Here is a 20,597-nt window from a genome sequence, read left to right as displayed (position 1 = left end):
ATCCTCCTTCCAACACAAAACAAAAGCGAGAATGCACAATTGAATGCATTCTCGCTTTTTTCAGATGTCAAGTCGCTTAAGTTAATGACATTGTCATTTCGAGGTTCTTCCTTTTGTTTGTGTCATTTGAAATGCCAACAGCCGATTCACTCCGGTGTGGTTTCTGTTTCCGGAGCGTCCTCTTCCTCTAGCAGCAACGCACTGCTGGAGGCTGTCTTCGCCTTGATTTGCGCTTCGGCCGACGGAAGCGAAACACTGGACGTCGTGATGATGCTGCCCGTCAAGGCGTCCACCCGTCTGATTTCCACAGGCGCATTTTCGATTTCGATCTCGATGTACCACATCGGGCTGTAGATATCCATATCCGACAGACTCAGCGTGCGGTAATACGTCAGCTGCACCGTCCGCACGGTGGAATTCGCGGGGATCTGATTGTTGAGGTACAGCGCTTCGACCGCCCGCTTCTGCGAAATCACGGATCGGCTGCTGCCTTGTACTTCCGCCACACCCGCAAAAGTCTGTTCATAGGAAATGACCTCATAATCGGGATCCAAGTTGAACGTGATGCTGCCCGTACTGTCGCCGATGGGGATACTGTTGGCGACTTGCGCGTACACAAGTTGTCTTTTGAGCGGCAAATACGTAAGGAAGGTATATTCAGCTCCGTAGAGTACGTTGCCTTGCAAGATGAGATCCGCAATCGGCGTTCGGTCGACAATCGTCAAATTTTCCGCATCGATCTCAAGCGGGACTGGCTCGGACAAGGTGCTGAACAAAACCCCATCTTCAAAGACAGTCGTCTGATTCACAAGTTTTGATTGATCGGCTTCCAGCGTGGCGCCTTTGTCCGTCTTCAGCAAAGGGATCTTCTCTTGATCGGTCGACAAAGTCGGGAAGCTGATGTCATCGGCCTTCATTGCCTCTTCGATGTTCAGCGTTGTGCTTTCGCTGCCGAAGCTCAATGTCGTTGCATTTTTTTCCAACAACACGCTGAGCAGATAGATGTTCAACGCTGCGAAGGTGAGGATAAAAATGATTTTGATGCGTCTAAAGTCCACTATCATCCGCCTCCGTTTCCGTTCCGCCGATCCATTGGTCCAGCGACTTCCATGAGCCGTCGATCTGAATGAACCATTTTGGCGTTAGATTGACGAGACGGTTGGATTCTTCACTGAAAGTCCAATCATACCCCAATGCGATCATCTGAATCTCTTGGCTGCTGTAGCCACCGGCATCCAGCGCGGCCAAAAGGTCTGTCCCGCTCAATAGCGTGACATCCTCTCTACGATTCGTCAGCGGCGTCTGGATGACTTGCGTCAGGAATTGCAGTTCCGTCATGGACGATCCAGACATATGGATCCGCGTCAAACCGTAATCGACTTCCCCAAAAATCGGATAGCCGTTCACGTATCTTCGGTAATAAACGTTATCCGTACCCTCATCGAACCCATAGAAGTAAAAAGGATTCGTCCAATTGTCCAACATTTTGATTTCATGGAAACTGTCGCGGATCAACCGATAATCAGGCAACTCCTCAGCATCGAGGATGTTGCGGTAATAGCTCAACTGCCCGGTTTCCTTGTGGATGCTCAATTCGGAGATGTTATCACTGTAACTCACGAATTCATCGTTTCCGTTATCCTTCAGGTCGGTAGTATCCTTGAAAAGCAGATCGATGAAATAGCTGTTCGAAGGCTTTTCAACCAGATAGACCAACTTTTGGATCGTGATTGCCTCTTTCGGAAGGTAGGAGATGGCTGATTCGGATTCATACGATTCCACTTCCATGTACGCATCCTTTTGTCCTTCGTAAAGGTCCACCAACGGCTGCAGCACATTATCCGGCCGCGCTACGGTGAACACTTGCTTCGTTTCATCATTCAACAGATAGACGGGATCCTCTTCCTTTGAGTTGAGGATGATCCGATCGATCGTGTCATCATAATAATCCTCCTGGAGATTCGTGAAATAACGCGAAAGCAACTCCAGTGGAACTCCCTCGGCAAAGCGGATCTCCAGTTGGGTAGGCGTCAGAATAAGCGCATCAAACTCCTCCTGCGTGTAGGTTGAGACATCTTCGATCCCGTCAAGCAAATTCTCACTCAACAGCTCATTCACGCTCTTCATGATTTCCGGCGTTTGCGTCAAGTAGATACGCTTATCCGTATGGACGATCATCCTTATCGGTGCAAAGACATCCTCTATCTTCTTCGTGTTGGTCAAATTGGCAGAGACGGATGTCGTCGAATTCTGGCTTAACCCGATCGTACTCGGAGTGGAAAGGATCCTGACAGTCAGGAACAGGCTGATTGCGACCAACGTGTATAATAGGGCACTCAGCATCGGTGATTCTTTTTGTCTCATTCCCACTCATCCTCCTCGTCCATCGGAATGTAAGGCAAGGAAATAAAGAAAGTGGAGCCTTTATTTTCCACACTGGTTACCCAGATTTTCCCGCCGTGCAACTGGACGACCTCTTTGGAAATGGCCAAGCCCAGTCCGGTGCCGCCCATTGAACGGGCGCGCGCCTTGTCCACCCGATAGAATCGGTCAAAGACATGGCTGATGTCCTTGCGCGGAATGCCCAAGCCCTCATCGGTGATGCTGATGACGACACTGTTGTGCGTCTCCATCAGTCTGCAGGTGATTTTCCCGCCGTCCGGAGAATATTTGATGGCATTGTTCATGATATTGTCGATCACTTGGATAAATTTATCCTGATCGATTTCGACCCACAGCGTACGTTGCGTGAAGTCCCGTTCGATCTTATATTTTTTGTTGCGGTACTGTTCCGATTTCAACACCACTTCGAAGCGATCGATGATATGCGCGACCAGTTCATTGATGCTGACGAACTCCAGGTTCAGCTCCTGTTTGCCTTGGTCCATCCGGGACAGATTCAGCAAATCGGTGATCATTCGGATCATCCGATCGGTCTCGGTGGAAATGACCTTCAGAAATTCCGGGGCGATATCCTTATCTTCCCAAGCACCGTCAATCAGCGATTCTGTATAACTTTTCACGCTCGTCAACGGTGTACGCAATTCATGGGATACATTGGAAACGAAACTGCGGCGTTCCTGCTCGACTTTTTCCTGCTCCGTGATGTCGGAAAGCACGCAGACCAATCCGCTGATGAAGCCGGATTCCCGCTGGATGACGGAAAATTCTCCGCGCAGGATCGTATCCTGATCTTCTGTCGGGATATTCAGGATCAATTCATCCTGCGTCTCCAACAACTGGCGGAAAGTGAATTTCTCGCCCAGTTTCAGCACCTTCATGATCGATTGTCCGATCGCTTTTTCCTGGGAAATCGAGAGCAGGTCCATCGCCCGGCTGTTGATGATGATGATCTTGCCGCGACGGTCGGTGGCCAATACGCCATCCGTCATGTGCCGCAGGACGCTATCCAACCTTTGGCGCTCGGATTCTGTCGTTTCCTGGGCATCCTTGACTTTGTAGGACAGATCGTTGATGGTCTCAGCCAATTCGCCCAATTCATCCGCTCCATAGACGGTCACCTTGCCGGAATAATCCCCATCGGCAATATTGGCCGTTTGCCTACGCATCTCGGAGATGGGACGCGTGATACCGCGGGAGATGATCACAGCCAGCAAAATCGTAATGATGATTGCCACTACCGAAGCATTCAGAAAGATGCTCACCGTCTGGCTCATCTGCGAATAAACCGATTCGATATTCGATTCCATCACCAATACGCCGATAAGGGTACCTGTATTGTCCGTTGAATAGATTGGGCTGATGTTCTTCAGCACACGGCTGTTCGTGTCTTCCTTCACATATTGGTATGAGGAGGGTGCATCCAGAAGAATGACTTGTTGGACATCCCGATCGGTCGACTTCGTTCCGATCAAAGATTGCAGCGTTTGGTCATTGATTCCGAGAATATACCCCTGCTCATCCATGACTTGCGTTTCCAGGATGTTGGCGCCCGTAAAATCGCTGAGGATGGTCTGCACCGAATCCTCCAACTTTTCCGTATCCTCGGCCATCAGGATCGGCTGCAGCGTTTTCTCCAGAAAGCCCGCATTCAGGGTCATCTGGCTGTCGAAGTTGCTGATCATTTTCGTTTCCAGTTCACGGATAAAATAAGCCCCGATCAGTTGCAGGGATACCAACAGGAGGAGAATGAACAGCATCGGTATCTTGAAATGAATGGAGTGAACCAAACGTATCTTTTTGTTCATATATGGTTACTCCTGATCCGGATTCTTCAAGAAGTAGCCTACTCCTCTTCGTGTGATTAACCAAGTCGGATGGCTCGGTGTATCTTCGATTTTTTCGCGCAGTCTGCGGACCGTCACATCGACAGTGCGGACATCGCCGAAATAATCATATCCCCATACAGTCTGCAGCAGATGCTCCCGCGTCATCACTTGGCCGATGTGTTTCGCCAAATAATGCAATAATTCGAATTCGCGGTGGGTCAACTCGATCTCTGTCCCGCGCTTGGACACGATGTAAGCATCTTCATGGATGATCAGTGCTCCGATTTTGATTTCGTTCGTATCGTCTTCTTCAGGCGGTGCCGCAACCGGAGAGGCTTGTCTCCTCAAGTTCGCTTTTACGCGCGCGACCAATTCCCTGTTAGAAAATGGTTTCGTGACATAGTCATCCGCACCCAATTCAAGCCCAAGCACTTTGTCGATTTCAGAGTCTTTTGCCGTCAGCATGATGATCGGCACATCGCTCGTCTTGCGGATTTCCCGGCAGACTTCCAATCCGTCCATCTTGGGCAGCATCAGATCCAGCAGGATGATATCCGGGCCCACTTCCGCAAACTGCGCCAAGGCTTCTTCACCATCAAATGCAGTGAAGACATCATACCCTTCTTTGGTCAGATTAAACTTGATTATATCTGAGATCGGTTTTTCATCGTCTACCACTAATACCTTTTTCATCTTCAAACCTCCTTATTTCTTGCAACTATCTGTCCCTTCCGGAACGTCTACTCTTTATTATACAATTGCAGCCGATTATGTGCAAAGCGTTCCTGAATTATCCACCCGCAGAACCCGCACGACTGTACAAAAAAGGACGAGCCATCAATCGTTTTCCTGACTGATGGCTCATTCCCCTATTTGACGTTATGGCGTTCGTTCATTGATTCATCAGCTGTGGATGACGACCGGAACCCCGATACCGATCATCCCGAACAGTTCAGCCATGACCCCTGGTGGCGTATTGACACAACCATTCGAGCCGGCAGTAAGCCAATATTCACCGCCGTAAGCAGGCTGCCAGGATGAATCGTGGATACCGATCCCAGTCCATTCGACAGGCATCCAGTATTCTACAGGCGATTCGTAATCCTTTTCGGTTCTCGGATTATAGCCTTTCAGAACGGCATCCTCTTCTTTGTTCCAGATGTAGAAGACCCCTGTCGGAGTCGGTGACATCGGATGGCCGGAAACGATATCCGTCTCGAGCACAACGACGCCATCTTTGTAATACCACATGTGTTGGCTTGAAAGATCCACTTCTACATAGGTGTTGCCGATGTCCGCGCCGTCCGCATGATAGCCGGTGCCGTTGTAGTTCGGCGTCACCGTCACATCCTCACCTGCCAAAACATAGCTGATCAGGTTGTCCGTTTCAGCTGCGACAGCCAGTGTCCATCCATATGTGCCGGATGGGACTTGGACCGTTTCACCGTCCGTTGCCAAGAAATCCCGCGTTCGGGAATAGGTGCTGTATTTGTCGCTCAGTCCCTGCAGATAGGCTGCAACACCTTCGCGATTCACGGACACTTCGCCGTTCTCGTCTATGCCCAACCATTCGACGATGGCTGTTTGCGGCACAGTCTCTGTCTGTCCGGAAATGGTATATTGGATAACCGTATCCGTCAAATCATCCAGTTTTTGCAACGTTTCCGCCAAAGTTGGATCGTCTGCGGTTAATGTCGGTTGTTGATAAGCCTGTGCAAGATCGATTTCGGTTTCTCCGGCAATGATTGCTTCCAGCATCGTTGCCTTCAACAATTCCAGATCGACCTTGTTCCCTGCCGTTTCAGGCGAAATCGCGTAGCCTTCCGTCCCTTTGACAACTGTAGCGTTCACGGGGGCCGTACGACTCTCGTTCTCCAACGGCATCGCCGCCAAAATATTTCCTAAAGCCGTTTCGTCCACAGATACGCCGCTCAGGTCGGTTTCTTCCTGCTTTTCTTGGAACAGCAGGATTGGCCAATTCCAAACGTTTTGTTCTGCCTTCATCGTTTCCAGTTTCTCGGTGTTATCGATGGAAACGCCCAAGTCGGCGGGTGTGAATGCATGGATAGTCTCTCCACTTTCGACGATTTGGATCTGCGTTTGTGCGATTGCTGCAGTTGTCTCTTCTTTCGCTTGGGCTACGGTATCATTCGATATGTCAATGCCATCCAGCATCGTATTCGGTAAGAATTTATCCTCATAATAGCTACCTATACCAAAGTATCCGGCTGCGACCAATAAGACCGCTGTAGCGCCAATGATGATGGGTTTCTTTTTCACTGTCCAGACCACCTTCTTGTTTCATTACATTCCGATTACGTTTATGTTACAAATAATCGCGACTTACTTTTTATTACTTTACCATGTTTTCTTTAAAAAGCAACCTATTTTATCTTAATTTTTTTATAATAGGTCGGCTTCTTAGACACTAATCATAATACCAACGCGGAAGAAATGCAAACAGACACGCCCTCGTTTTCATTTGCGCGCGCCTTCGCCGGAGCTGACGAGCGCTTCATGGGTCAAGCTCCAGAACAGTTGCTCTCTGGTTGTCCGATTCTTCCCGGTTATCGGACAACTTGTAGAACATTTGCTTCTGGTTGTCCGGTTTTCCCCGTTTATCGGACAACTCGTAGAACATTTGCTCTCTGGTTGTCCGATTCTTCCCGGTTATCGGACAACTCGTAGAACATTTGCTCTCTGGTTGTCCGATTCTTCCCGGTTATCGGACAACTCGTAGAACATTTGCTCTCTGGTTGTCCGATTCTTCCCGGTTATCGGACAACTCGTAGAACATTTGCTCTCTGGTTGTCCGATTCTTCCCGGTTATCGGACAACTCGTAGAACATTTGCTCTCTGGTTGTCCGATTCTTCCCGGTTATCGGACAACTCGTAGAACATTTGCTCTCTGGTTGTCCGATTCTTCCCGGTTATCGGACAACTTGTAGAACATTTGCGTTCTGGTTGTCCGATTCTTCAATTTGAGTCTTTCTTCTCCGGAAAGCTCGTAGCCAACCTAAGCAAAAAGAAAGAAGGGGCGCCTCCAATCGAGACAGCCCCTCCTTTCCTATGCGCGATTCTGGTTCTCTGCTTTGATTTCATCGAGGATATAGCCGAAATCGAAGTCTTCTTTTTTGACGATCAGCAACAGGCCATCGCCCAGAGGAACGAGGGACGTTTCCAATGCCGGATGGTCCAGCACGGTATCCATCAGCTTGTTCAGGCGGCGGTGAATCTTGCGGACCCGTTTGGGAACATCCTTTTCATCATCCAGGATGGTGCCGCCTTGGAAAACATCATCGATGACCAGCATGCCTTCTTTCTTCAGAAGCCGGATACAGTGTGGTAAAAATTCATAATATTTTGACTTCGCGCTGTCCATGAAGATAAAATCATACGGTCCTTCCAAAGTAGGCAGGACTTCCGCCGCATCGCCTTCCAGAAGCGTCACCTTGTCCGCGATGCCCAGTTTTTCAAAGTTTGCTTTTGCGTGGTTGATCATGACCTCAAAACGATCGATGGTCGTGACATGGCCTTGCGCTCCGACATGCTGCGCCATCAGGCTGCCTGAGAAGCCGATTGCCGCTCCGATTTCCAATATTTGTTCAGGTTTGATCTGTCCCAGCAGCATATTCAGGAAAACAGCTGTTTCATGAGGGATGATCGGCACGCCTCTCTCATTCGCTGTCTTTTCCAGTTCCCCCAATTCTCCAGGGAAACGTTTCAGTCTGTCGCGCATAAAAGCGACCAGTTCTTTCTTTACGACGGGTCTATCCATCATTTCGTTCAATGCCATACTTTTTTCTCCTTATCGCATACTCTTTTATCAATGGCAACAAGGCTGGGAATGGATCCCAGCCTTGTGCTTATTCATCCTCTACAACCACTGTTTGGACGGGCTCTCTCGTGACACGGATGCCACGGATCCGGCCGCTTTCGACCTGCGTAGTCGTCAGCAGAAACTCTCCAGTCTGAATCGTCGCATGCTCATCATCTTTCGGAAAATAACCGAGTTCCTCAATCATGTATCCAGCGATCGTATCCACTTCTTCGGAAGCGATCGCCGTCTTGAACAATTGATTGAACTTGTCCAGCGGCATGCGTCCATTCACGACATAATGATTGTCATCGATTTTTTTCGACAGGCGGTAAATTTCATCATATTCATCTTCAATGTCCCCAACGATTTCCTCCAAAAGGTCCTCGAGGGTGATGATCCCCTCCACGCCACCGTATTCATCCTTGATGATGGCCATATGCGTGTGGGTCTTGCGGAACTCGACCAAGAGATCATCTATATAAATAGTGGAAGGGACGAACAAAGGTGTATTGACCAACTCACGGAAAGCGATCCGCTCGAAACCGACTTCCTTTGACGCCTTCAAAACATTTTTCATATGCAGAACGCCGATGATATTGTCCTTGTCTTCCTCATAGACCGGAATCCGGGAATATTGGCTGTTCAGAACCAGCGCGATGTTGTATTCCAGATCATCATCCAAATCCATCATCAAGGTGTCGGTACGCGGCACCATCAATTCGCGGGCAAGCTTCGTGTCCAACGAAAGCACACCCTGCATCATCGTGAACTCTGATGGATCAATGACCCCTTCGCCTCGGCTCTGTGCCAGGATGGCCTTCATTTCATCACGGGTGAGCTTCTCTTCCTCATTCGTGAATTCGATCGGCGTCAGCTTCTTCAGGATACCGGTCGAAAATGACAAAAGCCAAACGAACGGCTTGAAGAGAGTCTTGACGACAACGATCGGGCCAGCAGTGTGGCGCGCAATGGTTTCGGGCATCTGCAAGGCGATCTGTTTAGGGTACAGTTCACCAAACACGAGTGTGATGTAGGAAAGGACAACGGTGATGATGATCATCGCTATCGTTTTGCCGCCGGTGACGCTTCCCAACAACGGCTCGATATAGCCGACGAAATTGGATGAAGCGGACGCACTGCTGAAGAATCCGGCAAATGTGATGGCAACTTGGATAGTGGCCAAGAAATCATCCGGATTCTCTAAGAGACGCAAAACCTTTTGTGATTTCTTGTCGCCATCTTTGGCCAGCTTCTCGATTTTGGAACGGTTGATGGAAACAAATGCCAATTCGGCTGAGGCGAAATAAGCATTCAGTAAAGTCAGGGTTAGGATCAATGCTATTTTTGATAGTAACGACTGGCCTTCGGGGTCTGGGTTCATATGATTTTTTTCTCCTTTTTCATGATGACTCACGCAACTGGGGCATGCCCTGAAACAAGGCGCTGTGCAGTTGCATAAAAAAATATAGATTGTGTTCAATTATATACTACTTAATATAGTGAACTCCGCTCGAAAAATCAAGAGATTTTTCATACGGCACCTGCTGGAGCTTTCCGGCTCTCCTTCCTTCGGTCTTCTGGTACCGACAAGTGTTCTCATTCCAATCTAATGTTCATTGGAGGCTGCCACCGTCTTGGAAGGGCTTTACCGCTTGATTTATCAAATGTTTAAGAATTTCCAACTATGCGTTTATAACCGTTGCTTTTTTTTATTTTAATGTTATTATCACATTATACAACCGTGTTTTAGGAGGATTTTAACTATATGCTTATCCGCTCACTTGCCCTCCCCAAACGAGAGCTGACCATCGTCAAAGAGTCCGCCACGCTTCGGGATGCACTGGATATCCTCGAAGATTCCGGCTACCGTTGCGTTCCGATTTTGGACGAAACAGAAACCATTTTTCGTGGAAACATCTACAAAATGCATATCTATCGGCACAAAGCGAACGGCGGGGACATGAACCTGCCTGTCACGCATCTGCTGAAGAATGCCACAAAATTCATTTCGATAGACAGTTCATTCTTTAAGGTATTTTTTACCATCAAAGAATTGCCCTACATTTCCGTTTTGAATAAGGATATGACCTTTTACGGCATCCTGACCCATAACGCCTTGTTGAACATGTTGGCCCAATCATGGAGCATCGATGTCGGAAGCTACGTGCTGACTGTCATCGCGCCCGGTCAGAAAGGCGATCTGTACCACATAACCAAAATCATCAATCGCTATTCCTCCATCGCCAGCTGCATTTCCTTGGACATCAACCGGGAAGACGCGTTGCGCAGAGTATTGGTCACTTTACCCGCCGGCACACCCAAACAGGTGCTGGACTCCATCGTAAAGGCGCTGGAACGCAAGGATTTCCGTGTGACGGAAATCGAAAACCTGCAAGTCGATTTCTGAATCATAACGCGCAGCATTGGCTGCCCAGGGTTTTCCCGCTGAGGAGGGCCTCGCCGGGAATTTCGCGTTGATTTCTACATGATTTCCCGGTGAGGAGGGCCTCGCCGGGAATTTCGCGTCGACCGCTACATGTTTTCCCGCTGAGGAGGGCCTCGCCGGGAATTTCGCGTCGACCGCTACATGTTTTCCCGCTGAGGAGGGCCTCGCCGGGAATTTCGCGTTGATTTCTACATGATTTCCCGGTGAGGAGGGCCTCGCCGGGAATTTCGCGTCGATCCAACTCGACCTAACCAAAAAAGTCGGACCAAGCACAAGGCTTTGTCCGACTTTTTTGCGCGCACCCGGATCAGCGAGTAGCGCCATTCAGATAGGGGTTTGAATAGATTTCTTCCCTTACTGTCGTAGGATCGCCGTGTCCCGGGAACAGGACCGTTTCCCCTGGAAGAGGTACGATATATTTTTGGATGCCTTCGATCAAGGTTTCATGGCTGCCACCCGGCAAATCGCTGCGGCCGACGCTTCCTTTGAAAATGACATCCCCAACGATCGCGAACCCGTTCTCGCGGAAAATGAAAACGGTACTTCCTGGCGAATGCCCGGGAATATGTTGCATCTCAAAATGGAATTCACCGATTTCGTAAGGCCCCATCTCCTCGAAGAAGACATCCGCTTCCTTCGCCAGTTGGACATCGGGAACGTTCGGATTGCGTGCTGATCCATTCAGTTGCGGATCCAACAACCATTCCCGTTCGATAGGATTTTGATAGACGGGAACATCGTATTTTTCCCGGATTGTTTCGAGGGCTCCGATGTGATCATAGTGCGCATGTGTCAACACGATCGCTATCGGATGCAACTCATTCTCTTCGATGGCTGCGATGATGTCCTCCGCTTGCTCACCCGGATCAAAGATGATCGTATCATTCTCATGGTCTCCGATTAAAAAATAACAGTTTTCCTGGATAGGACCGACTGTGATTGCGTACATTTCCATATATTGTTGCCTCCCTCTTTTTCGATTACCCCTCTATTATAAGAGAACGATGAGAAATATCCTAGCAAAAAACGAGGATTTTTGCTGTTCATCCAGCAAAAGCCCCCGTTCTCCCGTTTTCTCATATGATTTTTTTAATGGATCAGGCCATTTTTTCGGCAAAACCGATGATCTTGTTCATGTATTTCATAAGCGGTGCTGACAAAACCAGCACGACAGCTTCCCCGAATGCCGCTGTCACAAAGCTAAACCAGAAAGGCAAATCAAGAACGATATAGAGCTCGATTGCGACAAGAACCATCGTCACTGTGAAGACGAGCGCAGTCATCATCATGCGTTTCATTTCAGAATCGTTGGGTTTGAACAATTTTTCCAGAATAAGGAAAGAGATCAATGTCTGACCAAATCCGAACACCAAGTCCCAAGCCCCTAATGTTGAAAAAATCAGATTGGCGATAAAAACACCCGCCAAAACACCGTATTTATAATCTTTGTGGTAACCCACCAAATGATTCAACATTTCTGAAACGCGGAATTGGATAGCACCGAACGACATAAAAGCAAAAATCCCTGTCAACGCAACATAAAGCGCTGCGATAATTGTATTGATAACCATTTTTCTTGTACTCAACCTTAAAAACCTCCTAGTTTTTTTTCGTGGGATGGTAGACGAACCACGCACTCATCCGAGAGCTAAAACAGTTTACCATACATGTTCGCTTTTGAAAACGACTAACGGCGCATTTTCATCTGATTTTCATTACCGGAGGTGGAGCTCTCAAGTGACTTTACTCCGTCTTTCACGCAGCAAAAAAAGCTGCCTACCCCTGACAGGCACAAGACAGCTTTACTGATTTTTCTGTTTTTCTATTTGTAGACGCGCGGAACGCGGGCATTGATTCCCGTCAAGATCTCATAGCCGATCGTGTCGATCGTTACCGCCATTTCGGAGGGGTTATTGACGAGTCCACCGTTTTCCCCCAAGAGCGTCACTTTCGTTCCGACCGGATATTCTTTCGGCAGACTGATCATGCATTGATCCATGCAGATGACTCCGCGGATTGGGCAGCGTTGACCATCGACGATGACTGTCTGATGGCGAAGATCCCGTCTCCACCCGTCGGCATAGCCAATCGGAAGTGTAGCAATCCATTCTCCCTCAAAAGTACGGTAGCGGGCGCCGTATGCGATCGTGTCGCCTTCATGCATCTGTTTGACATAACTGATCTGGGTATCCAACTGTACGGATGGTTTCAATTCATAAGGAAGCTCCAACACGGTGTCGGAAGGATTGTAGCCGTACATTGCGATTCCGACGCGGACCGCATCCGTCTGGAACGCTTCATGCCAAAGCGAAATCGCGGAATTCGCCAGATGTACAATTGGCGGGCGTTGCGCCATTCCTTGCAAAATCTCTTCAAACAAAGCCAGCTGGCGATCCACCAATGTTGGATCCTCACCGTCGGCCGTTGCGAAGTGCGTAAAGATACCTTCGAAAACAAAGCCATCCAGTTCCGCAAGGCGCTCCTCGAAGGCTTTGACCTCCTCGACCGTGCGCAGACCGATGCGGCCCATCCCGGTGTCGATGGCCAAATGCACTCGGACCGGCAGCTCCGTTTTCCGTTTCTGCAGATACGGTAAGGCAGCATCCAACCATTCCGTTGCAGTGACAGCAACGCTGATTCCGTTGTCCGCTATGAGCGCAGCGTCTTCTGCCTCCGTTGGGCCCACAACCATGATGAAGTCATCGGACAGCCCATTTTCCCGCAGCTCCATCGCCTCATCCAACAGCGCGACACAGAATCCGTCCACACCCGCCTCCTTCGCCTTTTTCGCGACCGGGACGGCACCCAGTCCATAGGCATCCGCTTTGACGACCGCGAAAAATTTCTTTCCAGGCGACAGACCCTTCCTGATTTGTTGGATGTTCCACGAAATAGCTTCCAAATCGACAGTTTCTATTGTGGGACGGTGCTTTCCTACTACCATGGTTAAAACCCCTTTACTTTTCTAATACCACTTGCGCGGCAATGATGTTCCCCGAATGGGTGATGGAAACGAATCCTGTCCCTTCAAACGGAGATTTGGTTATTTCAGGCTTCCGGTTCTCTCCGGGCAAAATTTCGACATCTTGGAAAGACAGCTTGCCGATGCCTGTGCCATAAGCCTTCGAAAAAGCTTCTTTCGCGGCATAGCGTCCGGCCAAAAATTCCATTTGGCGCGACCCACTCAGAGCCAAGAACAACTTCAGTTCCGCTTCGGTCAGAACCCGTTCCGCAAAACCCGAACGCCGATCGTAGGCTTTGGTGATGCGGTCCAGCTCGGTTACGTCCAATCCTATTCCATAAATCATTCCAATCACCGCCTATTCTGCATGCATTGTTCTCATTTTACCAAAAACGAACCAATTTTTCACCATAAGAAAAACCTCTTCCCCTGGCGTAGGCCAATTGGAGAAGAGGTTTTTGATCACGAATTAGTCGTTGTTGCTGCGGATAGTGAAGCTATGGCTGCTTTTTTTAGGTGCGCCGGCGCTGCCGCCGCCACGTTTGTCATCATAGCGTTTGCCGCCGGAGCGTGGTTTGCTGTCGCTTGAGCGATTTTTGTTGCCACTGCGTTCGCCGCTGCGTTCGCCACCGCCGCTGCCGCGTCTTTCTGATGAACTACGGTTACCTTTGTAGCCGCCGCCTGTGCTCTTACCTTTGTAACCACCGCCGCCTTTACCTTTTCTTGAAGGCAATGGGCGTTCTGGTGTGATCTTAACAGGAACATCAGTAGCATCTTTAGAAAGACTCTTCAAGAATGCTGCTACCAAATCTTCAGCAGTGTGCTCTTCAAGCAAACGAACAGCTGCACGTTGATATTTGTCTGTTTCTGTTTCTTTCACCAATGATTCCACTTCATCCATAGCTGATTTTACTTGGCCACGGAAAGCTTCTTCATCACTTGGTGGTTGTAATGGAGTGATCGGTTTTTTGGTTAAGTTTTCGATTGTACGCAAGTAATCCATTTCGTTTGGTGTAACGAAAGTCACTGACATACCTTCTTTACCGGCACGACCAGTACGGCCGATACGGTGAACATAGCTTTCTGGATCTTGCGGGATATCGTAGTTGTACACGTGTGTAACACCTGTAACATCCAATCCACGCGCAGCAACGTCAGTCGCTACTAAGAAATCCAAATCGCCAGTCTTGAATGCATTCAAAACGCTCATACGTTTTTGTTGTGTCAAGTCGCCATGGATTCCTTCTGCACGGTAACCGCGTAGTTCCAATCCTTTAGACAATTCATCAACACGACGTTTTGTACGGCCGAATACAATAGCCAATTCCGGATTTTGAACATCGAACAAACGAGTCATTGTATCGAATTTTTCGAAATCTTTACATTTGACGAAATATTGATCAATTAAGTTAGCAGAAGCGTGAGATGCTTTAATTTTTACGTGTTCTGGAGCATGCATGAATTTAACACCGATTTTTTTGATTTGGTCAGGCATCGTTGCTGAGAACAACAATGTTTGACGCTCAGACGGTGTTTCACTAAGGATGCTTTCGATGTCTTCCAAGAAGCCCATGTTCAACATTTCATCTGCTTCATCCAAAACTAGCGTTTCAATATGATCCAAACGAATTGTTTTGCGTTTGATATGATCCAATAAACGGCCTGGTGTCCCAACGATAATTTGCGGTTTGTTTTTTAAAGCGCGAATTTGACGGCTAATATCTGCTCCACCATAAACCACTTGTACTGATACATGTTTGTCTTTGCCTAAGCGATAAAGTTCTTCTTGTGTTTGAATCGCTAATTCACGCGTTGGCGCGATAACAATCCCTTGGATGGCTTTGTTTTCTGTGTTGATTTTTTGCAACATCGGCAATCCAAAAGCAGCTGTTTTACCAGTACCTGTTTGTGCTTGGCCGATAACGTCTAATCCTTTGAGTGCCAAAGGAATAGTTTCCGTTTGGATGGGTGTTGCTTCCTCGAAGCCCATTGTCTCAATCGACTGTAATAATACTGCATCTAAACCTAATTCTGAAAATTTCATGTTTCCTCCTAATTTTGAGAAACTAAAATTTAGAGAGTCTTTTCTTTTACCCGTATCTAAATACGGTTCATAATCTTATAAATAAAAGATAAACCTTTTTTACTTAATCCCTTGAATAGAAAGCTTGATAAATCAAACATTCTGCACTTCGCAGAAAAAACCCTCTTATTTCTCTATTCTTACCATCAGCAATAATAACACGTTCCGCAGATTTTTACAAATCATTTTCTCTTAAAATAATGAAATTTCTTACAAAAAAACCTTGTTGTAAGGATATTTCTAATGAAAATGACAAGTGAACCTACAATTTACCGACAATTGACACATGCGCTCCAAATTGGCTGAAAAAGGGATCTCCTTGCTTTTGCGACGACACGACCCATTCAAATTCCCTTACATTTCCTATTATACACGCAAACCTGCCACAACTGCCAACAAATCAGTGCCGAAACTGGATTTGATCAGCACTTGATCGGCTTGTTGAAGCTCTGCTTTCAGCTTATCGATCAATGGCGCCTTCTCCCCAACATAATGATAAAGTTTCCCTTCCGGAAAGGCAGTCTTTAAGTTTTCATAAAGAGCGGCCATTTCCGTGCCGTACAGATAGACCTGATCGAACTCTGCAGGAGAAATTTCAGCCGCCAAGGCAGCGTGCATTTCAGCAGAACGTTCGCCCAATTCCCGGATATCCCCGAGCACCGCAATTTTCTTGCCCTCACGCGGCAAATGCGCGAAGGAACGCAGCACAGCCGTCATCGAAGTCGGACTGGCATTGTAGGCATCATTCAACAGCTGCGAGCCATTTACGCCATTCAGCCACTGTGTGCGGTTGGCGGTCAGCTGAAAGGTCGCCAACGCTTCCTTCACTTCGGCGATCGTCATACCCAGCACCTGGGCAGCGGCTAAAGCAGCCAATGCATTACGGACATTGTACACACCCAATACAGGGATCTCCAAATCGACTGTCGGATCCAGATTCACATGAAAAGTTGTTCTGGTTTTGCCGGGAACGATGTCATAGGCATTGACCGCATCCTTTTCGTCCGTACCGAAAGTCAGCTGACGGAAGTTGCTTTCCTGAGGCAGCTCTTCGGCAATCAACGGCTCGTCGCCAGGATAAATGAACGTCCCTTCCGGCTTCAGCCCCTCCAAAATTTCCAATTTGGCTTTGGCGATGCCGCAGCGGCTCCCGAGGAATTCCAAATGGCTGTCCCCGATCAACGTGATGATGGCGACATCCGGTTTGGCCAATCGGCTCAACAAGCTGATTTCGCCGAAGTTGCTCATGCCCATTTCAAGCACCAGCACTTCCGTGTCTTCCGGCATCTCCAGAATGGTCATCGGCATGCCGATTTCATTATTATAATTGCCCTCCGTCTTGTGGACACGGAACCGGGCGGACAGGACGGCAGCCGTCATGTCTTTGGTGGTCGTTTTCCCGTTGCTGCCCGTAATTGCGACAATTTTGGGTTGGATTATATTCAGGTAGGCTTCCGCCAATTTTTGCAAAGCTTCCAGCGTGTCATCCACCAGAATGACGGCAATATCTTCAGGCGCTTCCCCTGCTTCACGGCTCCATAAAGTTGCTGCCGCTCCGTTCTTGATTGCCGATTGGACATAATCATGCCCATCCGTTTCCCCCTGCAAAGGCACAAACAAACTGTCCGGCGTTGCTTTACGGGAGTCGAAGACGACAGCATTTATTTCAGCGAAGCGATTAGCCGACGTATAGTCGATCGCTCCGACAGCTTTCACAACATCGATGATGCGTAATGGTTTCATATTTGGTTCCTCATTTCCGATTATTTCTCAGAAGCCCTTCCCTCTGATCTAAAAAAAAGGCCGTCCTTTCCCTGGGTTCGCAGCAAGCATTCCATGCTTTTGGTGCTGCTGGCGATCAGGAAAATCACGGCCTTTCATTCATCATTCTACAAATTGATAGGATAGTTTTTCTTCATGGCGTTTCAGGGCCAACTGGATCAACTCTTCCACCAGATCACTGTATTTCAATCCTGTGTGTTCCCAAAGCAACGGATACATGCTGCGGGAAGTGAAGCCAGGCAAAGTATTGACTTCATTGATGTAGATTTCATTGTTTTTGGTCACAAAGAAATCGCAGCGGCTCAAACCGCTGCCGTCAAGCGCTTGGAAAGCGATTGTTGCATAATTCTGCAATTTGGCTATGATTTCTTCCGGTAATTCAGCCGGAATCTGCAGCAGTACTTCTTCATTGCCGTACTTCTCTTCGTAGTCATAGAAATCTTTGGTTTTGACGATTTCACCGGGTACGGAGGTATGAACATCGTCATTTCCCAATACCGCGATTTCGATTTCACGGGCTTCGATGCCTTGTTCAACGACCACGCGACGGTCATAGCGGAAAGCCGTCTCGATCGCTGCGGTCAACTCTTCAAGATTCGTAGCTTTGGAGATGCCGACGCTTGAGCCCATATTGGCTGGCTTTATGTACATCGGATAAATCAGGCTGCCTTCGCATTGGATGAAGATCTTCTCGCGGTCATTTTTCCAGTCATTCCGGGTTACGGCCACATAAGGCACTTGCGGCAACCCTGCTTGTTGGAAAAGATGCTTGCTGACGATTTTGTCCATTCCGCTGGCGCTGGCAAGGACGCCGCAGCCGACATACGGCATATTCAGGACTTCAAACAGCCCTTGCACCGTTCCGTCTTCTCCGTTGGGTCCATGCAGTACGGGGAAAATGACAGCATCCTCAGACTGGATGTCTGCAGGTGAAATAAGTTCTCCGTAGGATTTCCCACCCTGCGAATCGGCAAAGTGCTTTTCGGAACCCGGCTCTAAATAAAGGTTCTCAGAGAATGCCACCGGTTCAGACAGGGATTGCCCTTGAATCCATGCGCCTGCCTTGGTGATATAGACGGGCACAACTTCATAATAGTTGAAATAGATCGCCTTTATGATCGAATGTGCTGTCAGGATCGAGATATCGTGCTCAGCGCTCTTTCCGCCGTAAATCAAATAAATTTTCATCGAGAAATCCTCCGAATTTTTTGATAACTACCTTAATCACCAAACATTGTACCATATTTATTTTTTAGCTAAAACGATTTTTGTGAAAAGTGACTTGGCATCCCGATTGCTGGGATCAAAACAACTGATTCCGGCTCAACGGATACAGAAAAAGCCTAAGTTCCGGCTTAGGCCTTTATTCGAAGTCTATATTTATTTTCCATTCATTGCGTTCCATGTCATAACAGATGGTGCCTACCGAATCCTTTTCGTTGAAACGGCCGCCAATACTGGCGTAACGGTCTTCCGCGATGAACAATGGGATGCAGTATGTATTTTCTTCGATGCTCATCTGCCTGAAAGAGATAACGGCTCCTTCTTTGAAGATCGGAATGAATTCCTTCACGCGTTCGATAGGGAATGGCGCAATTTCTTTGTCTTTCTGATAAAAGCGCTTCTTCTCATTCACTTTTTCCTTCAACTTGACGGTGATGGCTTCGGCGAACAGCTCATGGAATTGCTCCAGGTAGCGATAGTACATTTTTATGAAGCCATTTGGCAACGTTAGGTAGATGTAGTTGTTTTGTAATTTATAATAGAACGGTGAGTGCAAGTGCGTATGCGCATGGGCGATATACAGGATCTCGGATATTTCGATTGGGGTGAGGAGATGCAACATATCCACATTCACAAAATCAATCCATTTTCCCATAGCGGTTTGATTGTCCGTCCCTTTTTGGAAGAACGCTTTTACGTTTTCTTGGCCTTTGATAACCTGAAAACCGGTATGATTATCATATGTTCCGATGCTTTTTCTTCCGTCCACCAACAATAAGTTTTCCGGAAGCTTCCGGGCTAACTTTGTGTAATCCTTCACCGCTATCCCTTTGCTCAAAACATAATTGCTGACTGTTTCATAATGAACATATAACATATCTTCGCTCATGAATGATCCCCCCCTTTCCGAAATATCCCTTATTATCATTCTACTACGTGCAAAACCGATTAAGGTATCAGTACCATGTTAATATTATTACAAATCCGTATCTTTTACAAAGATAATTTGCCTTTTTCTCCTATTTTTTTTCACCACAACAAATTGAAAGGGTTTCCACACTAAAACCCGAACTTTATTTGTGCAATTTGGATAAAACGTCCGAAAAAAAGAAGCTATTTACATAGCTTCTAATCGTTTGATTCGGTTTGCCGTTGAAGGGTGGGTCGAAAACAAGCCATCGCTTTCTGTTTCGCCCTCCTTCATCCGTTTGAAAGGATTCACAATATAAAGCGAGGCACTGGCAGCATTTGCTGCCTCCATCGGGTCGCTATTCGCTATTTTGTTCAAAGCGGATTTCAGCCCCTCTGGATTACGCGTGAATGAAATGGCGCTCGCATCAGCCAGATACTCCCTGTTTCTGGAGAGCGCCAAGCGGATGATCGTGGCCACAAAAGGCGACAGAATCAGAATGAACAAGGACAACAGCAACAGGATAATGCCTGCCCCACCGCTGTTGTCGCTCCTGCGTCGGCGGCCGCCGCCACCCCAGAACATCATCCGGGTGCTGAACTGAGCCAAAAATGCGATCAGCCCTGCGATTGCTAAAGCGACAGTGGATAAACGGATGTCATAGTTTTGGATATGCGCGAACTCATGCGCCAATACACCCGTCAATTCTTCCCGGTTCAATTTCCCCAGCAAGCCCGTCGTCACGGCGACAGATGCCTTTTCCGGAGAATTTCCGGCCGCAAACGCATTCGGGCTTTCATCCTCGATGATGAAGATTCTCGGAAATGGCAACCGGGTCACGATCGTCATTTCCTCGACGATATTCCAGAGCATCGGGTATTGCGCCTTATCCGTTATTTCACGGGCATTGTTCAGGCTCATGACCACTTGTGTGGATTGTGCCACCATGATGACGACATAGACCACTCCGATGATCAAAGCAAGCGCGACACCGGACAAGGCGTTATCCCAATTCAGATAGCCGATGGCCGCTCCCAATGCCGCAAACAGGAGAAAGAATAAAAATACGATCAGCACGGTACGCCGTTTATTCTGCTCAATTTGTTGATGGAGCAATGGTACTCACCAACTTTCCATCTAA

General features: G+C 47.9%; 17 protein-coding genes and 1 riboswitch. Of the genes, 1 reads left to right on the top strand and 16 read right to left on the bottom strand.

Features of this window, described 5'->3' with window-relative positions; genetic code table 11:
• Window positions 1-146: 146 nt before the first annotated feature.
• From C8U37_RS11465 to C8U37_RS11435, 7 genes are all read right to left on the bottom strand, one after another.
• Complete coding sequence (locus C8U37_RS11465; RefSeq protein ID WP_170100275.1) at window positions 147-1,058, bottom strand: two-component system regulatory protein YycI; 912 nt, start codon at window positions 1,056-1,058, stop codon at window positions 147-149.
• Entirely contained in the window at window positions 1,048-2,364 is a 1,317-nt protein-coding gene (locus C8U37_RS11460) for a YycH family regulatory protein (RefSeq protein ID WP_108033357.1), read from the bottom strand. The genes C8U37_RS11465 and C8U37_RS11460 overlap by 11 nt, the downstream gene beginning before the upstream one ends.
• Complete coding sequence (gene walK, locus C8U37_RS11455; RefSeq protein ID WP_108033356.1) at window positions 2,361-4,208, bottom strand: cell wall metabolism sensor histidine kinase WalK; 1,848 nt, start codon at window positions 4,206-4,208, stop codon at window positions 2,361-2,363. The genes C8U37_RS11460 and walK overlap by 4 nt, the downstream gene beginning before the upstream one ends.
• A gap of 6 nt (window positions 4,209-4,214) precedes the next feature.
• Window positions 4,215-4,922 carry a response regulator YycF gene (yycF, locus tag C8U37_RS11450; protein ID WP_108033355.1) on the bottom strand — a complete coding sequence of 236 codons (708 nt, stop codon included), beginning with the start codon at window positions 4,920-4,922 and terminating at the stop codon, window positions 4,215-4,217.
• A 210-nt stretch (window positions 4,923-5,132) separates the two neighbouring features.
• The gene (locus C8U37_RS11445; RefSeq protein ID WP_108033354.1) at window positions 5,133-6,509 is read right to left on the bottom strand and encodes a L,D-transpeptidase family protein; all 1,377 of its coding nucleotides are present in this window, start codon (window positions 6,507-6,509) and stop codon (window positions 5,133-5,135) included.
• 787 nt (window positions 6,510-7,296) lie between these two features.
• Complete coding sequence (locus C8U37_RS11440; RefSeq protein WP_108033353.1) at window positions 7,297-8,025, bottom strand: O-methyltransferase; 729 nt, start codon at window positions 8,023-8,025, stop codon at window positions 7,297-7,299.
• A gap of 70 nt (window positions 8,026-8,095) precedes the next feature.
• A complete protein-coding gene (locus C8U37_RS11435) occupies window positions 8,096-9,430 on the bottom strand; it encodes a hemolysin family protein (protein ID WP_108033352.1) in 1,335 nt (444 codons plus the stop codon).
• A gap of 384 nt (window positions 9,431-9,814) precedes the next feature.
• Here C8U37_RS11435 and cbpA point away from each other — a divergent pair, with 384 nt between their 5' ends.
• Window positions 9,815-10,456 carry a cyclic di-AMP binding protein CbpA gene (gene cbpA, locus C8U37_RS11430; RefSeq protein WP_108033351.1) on the top strand — a complete coding sequence of 214 codons (642 nt, stop codon included), beginning with the start codon at window positions 9,815-9,817 and terminating at the stop codon, window positions 10,454-10,456.
• A gap of 346 nt (window positions 10,457-10,802) precedes the next feature.
• Here the strand turns inward: cbpA and C8U37_RS11425 are convergent, their stop codons facing one another.
• The 9 genes from C8U37_RS11425 to htpX form a co-directional block, all read right to left on the bottom strand.
• Window positions 10,803-11,450, bottom strand: a complete 648-nt coding sequence (locus C8U37_RS11425; protein ID WP_108033350.1) for an MBL fold metallo-hydrolase — start codon at window positions 11,448-11,450, stop codon at window positions 10,803-10,805.
• A 142-nt stretch (window positions 11,451-11,592) separates the two neighbouring features.
• Entirely contained in the window at window positions 11,593-12,081 is a 489-nt protein-coding gene (locus C8U37_RS11420; protein ID WP_245879829.1) for a QueT transporter family protein, read from the bottom strand.
• A gap of 7 nt (window positions 12,082-12,088) precedes the next feature.
• A riboswitch (PreQ1 riboswitch) is annotated at window positions 12,089-12,134 on the bottom strand.
• Window positions 12,135-12,317: 183 nt separating this feature from the next.
• Entirely contained in the window at window positions 12,318-13,439 is a 1,122-nt protein-coding gene (gene alr, locus C8U37_RS11415; RefSeq protein WP_108033349.1) for an alanine racemase, read from the bottom strand.
• A 13-nt stretch (window positions 13,440-13,452) separates the two neighbouring features.
• Window positions 13,453-13,803, bottom strand: coding sequence for a holo-ACP synthase (acpS, locus tag C8U37_RS11410; protein WP_108033348.1), 351 nt, complete (start codon window positions 13,801-13,803; stop codon window positions 13,453-13,455).
• Window positions 13,804-13,926: 123 nt separating this feature from the next.
• Complete coding sequence (gene cshA, locus C8U37_RS11405) at window positions 13,927-15,501, bottom strand: degradosome RNA helicase CshA (RefSeq protein ID WP_086987011.1); 1,575 nt, start codon at window positions 15,499-15,501, stop codon at window positions 13,927-13,929.
• 405 nt (window positions 15,502-15,906) lie between these two features.
• Entirely contained in the window at window positions 15,907-17,283 is a 1,377-nt protein-coding gene (locus C8U37_RS11400; RefSeq protein WP_108033347.1) for a UDP-N-acetylmuramoyl-tripeptide--D-alanyl-D-alanine ligase, read from the bottom strand.
• A 141-nt stretch (window positions 17,284-17,424) separates the two neighbouring features.
• Entirely contained in the window at window positions 17,425-18,510 is a 1,086-nt protein-coding gene (locus C8U37_RS11395; RefSeq protein ID WP_108033346.1) for a D-alanine--D-alanine ligase, read from the bottom strand.
• A 175-nt stretch (window positions 18,511-18,685) separates the two neighbouring features.
• The gene (locus C8U37_RS11390) at window positions 18,686-19,435 is read right to left on the bottom strand and encodes a hypothetical protein (RefSeq protein ID WP_108033345.1); all 750 of its coding nucleotides are present in this window, start codon (window positions 19,433-19,435) and stop codon (window positions 18,686-18,688) included.
• Window positions 19,436-19,663: 228 nt separating this feature from the next.
• Window positions 19,664-20,572: a zinc metalloprotease HtpX gene (gene htpX / locus C8U37_RS11385; protein WP_108033344.1), complete on the bottom strand. Its 909-nt coding sequence runs from the start codon at window positions 20,570-20,572 to the stop codon at window positions 19,664-19,666.
• Between the last annotated feature and the right edge of the window lie 25 nt (window positions 20,573-20,597).

This window comes from Trichococcus patagoniensis (genome assembly GCF_003051085.1).
GTDB classification, from domain to species: Bacteria; Bacillota; Bacilli; order Lactobacillales; family Aerococcaceae; genus Trichococcus; species Trichococcus patagoniensis.
This window is presented reverse-complemented; position numbering and strand designations above follow the sequence as displayed.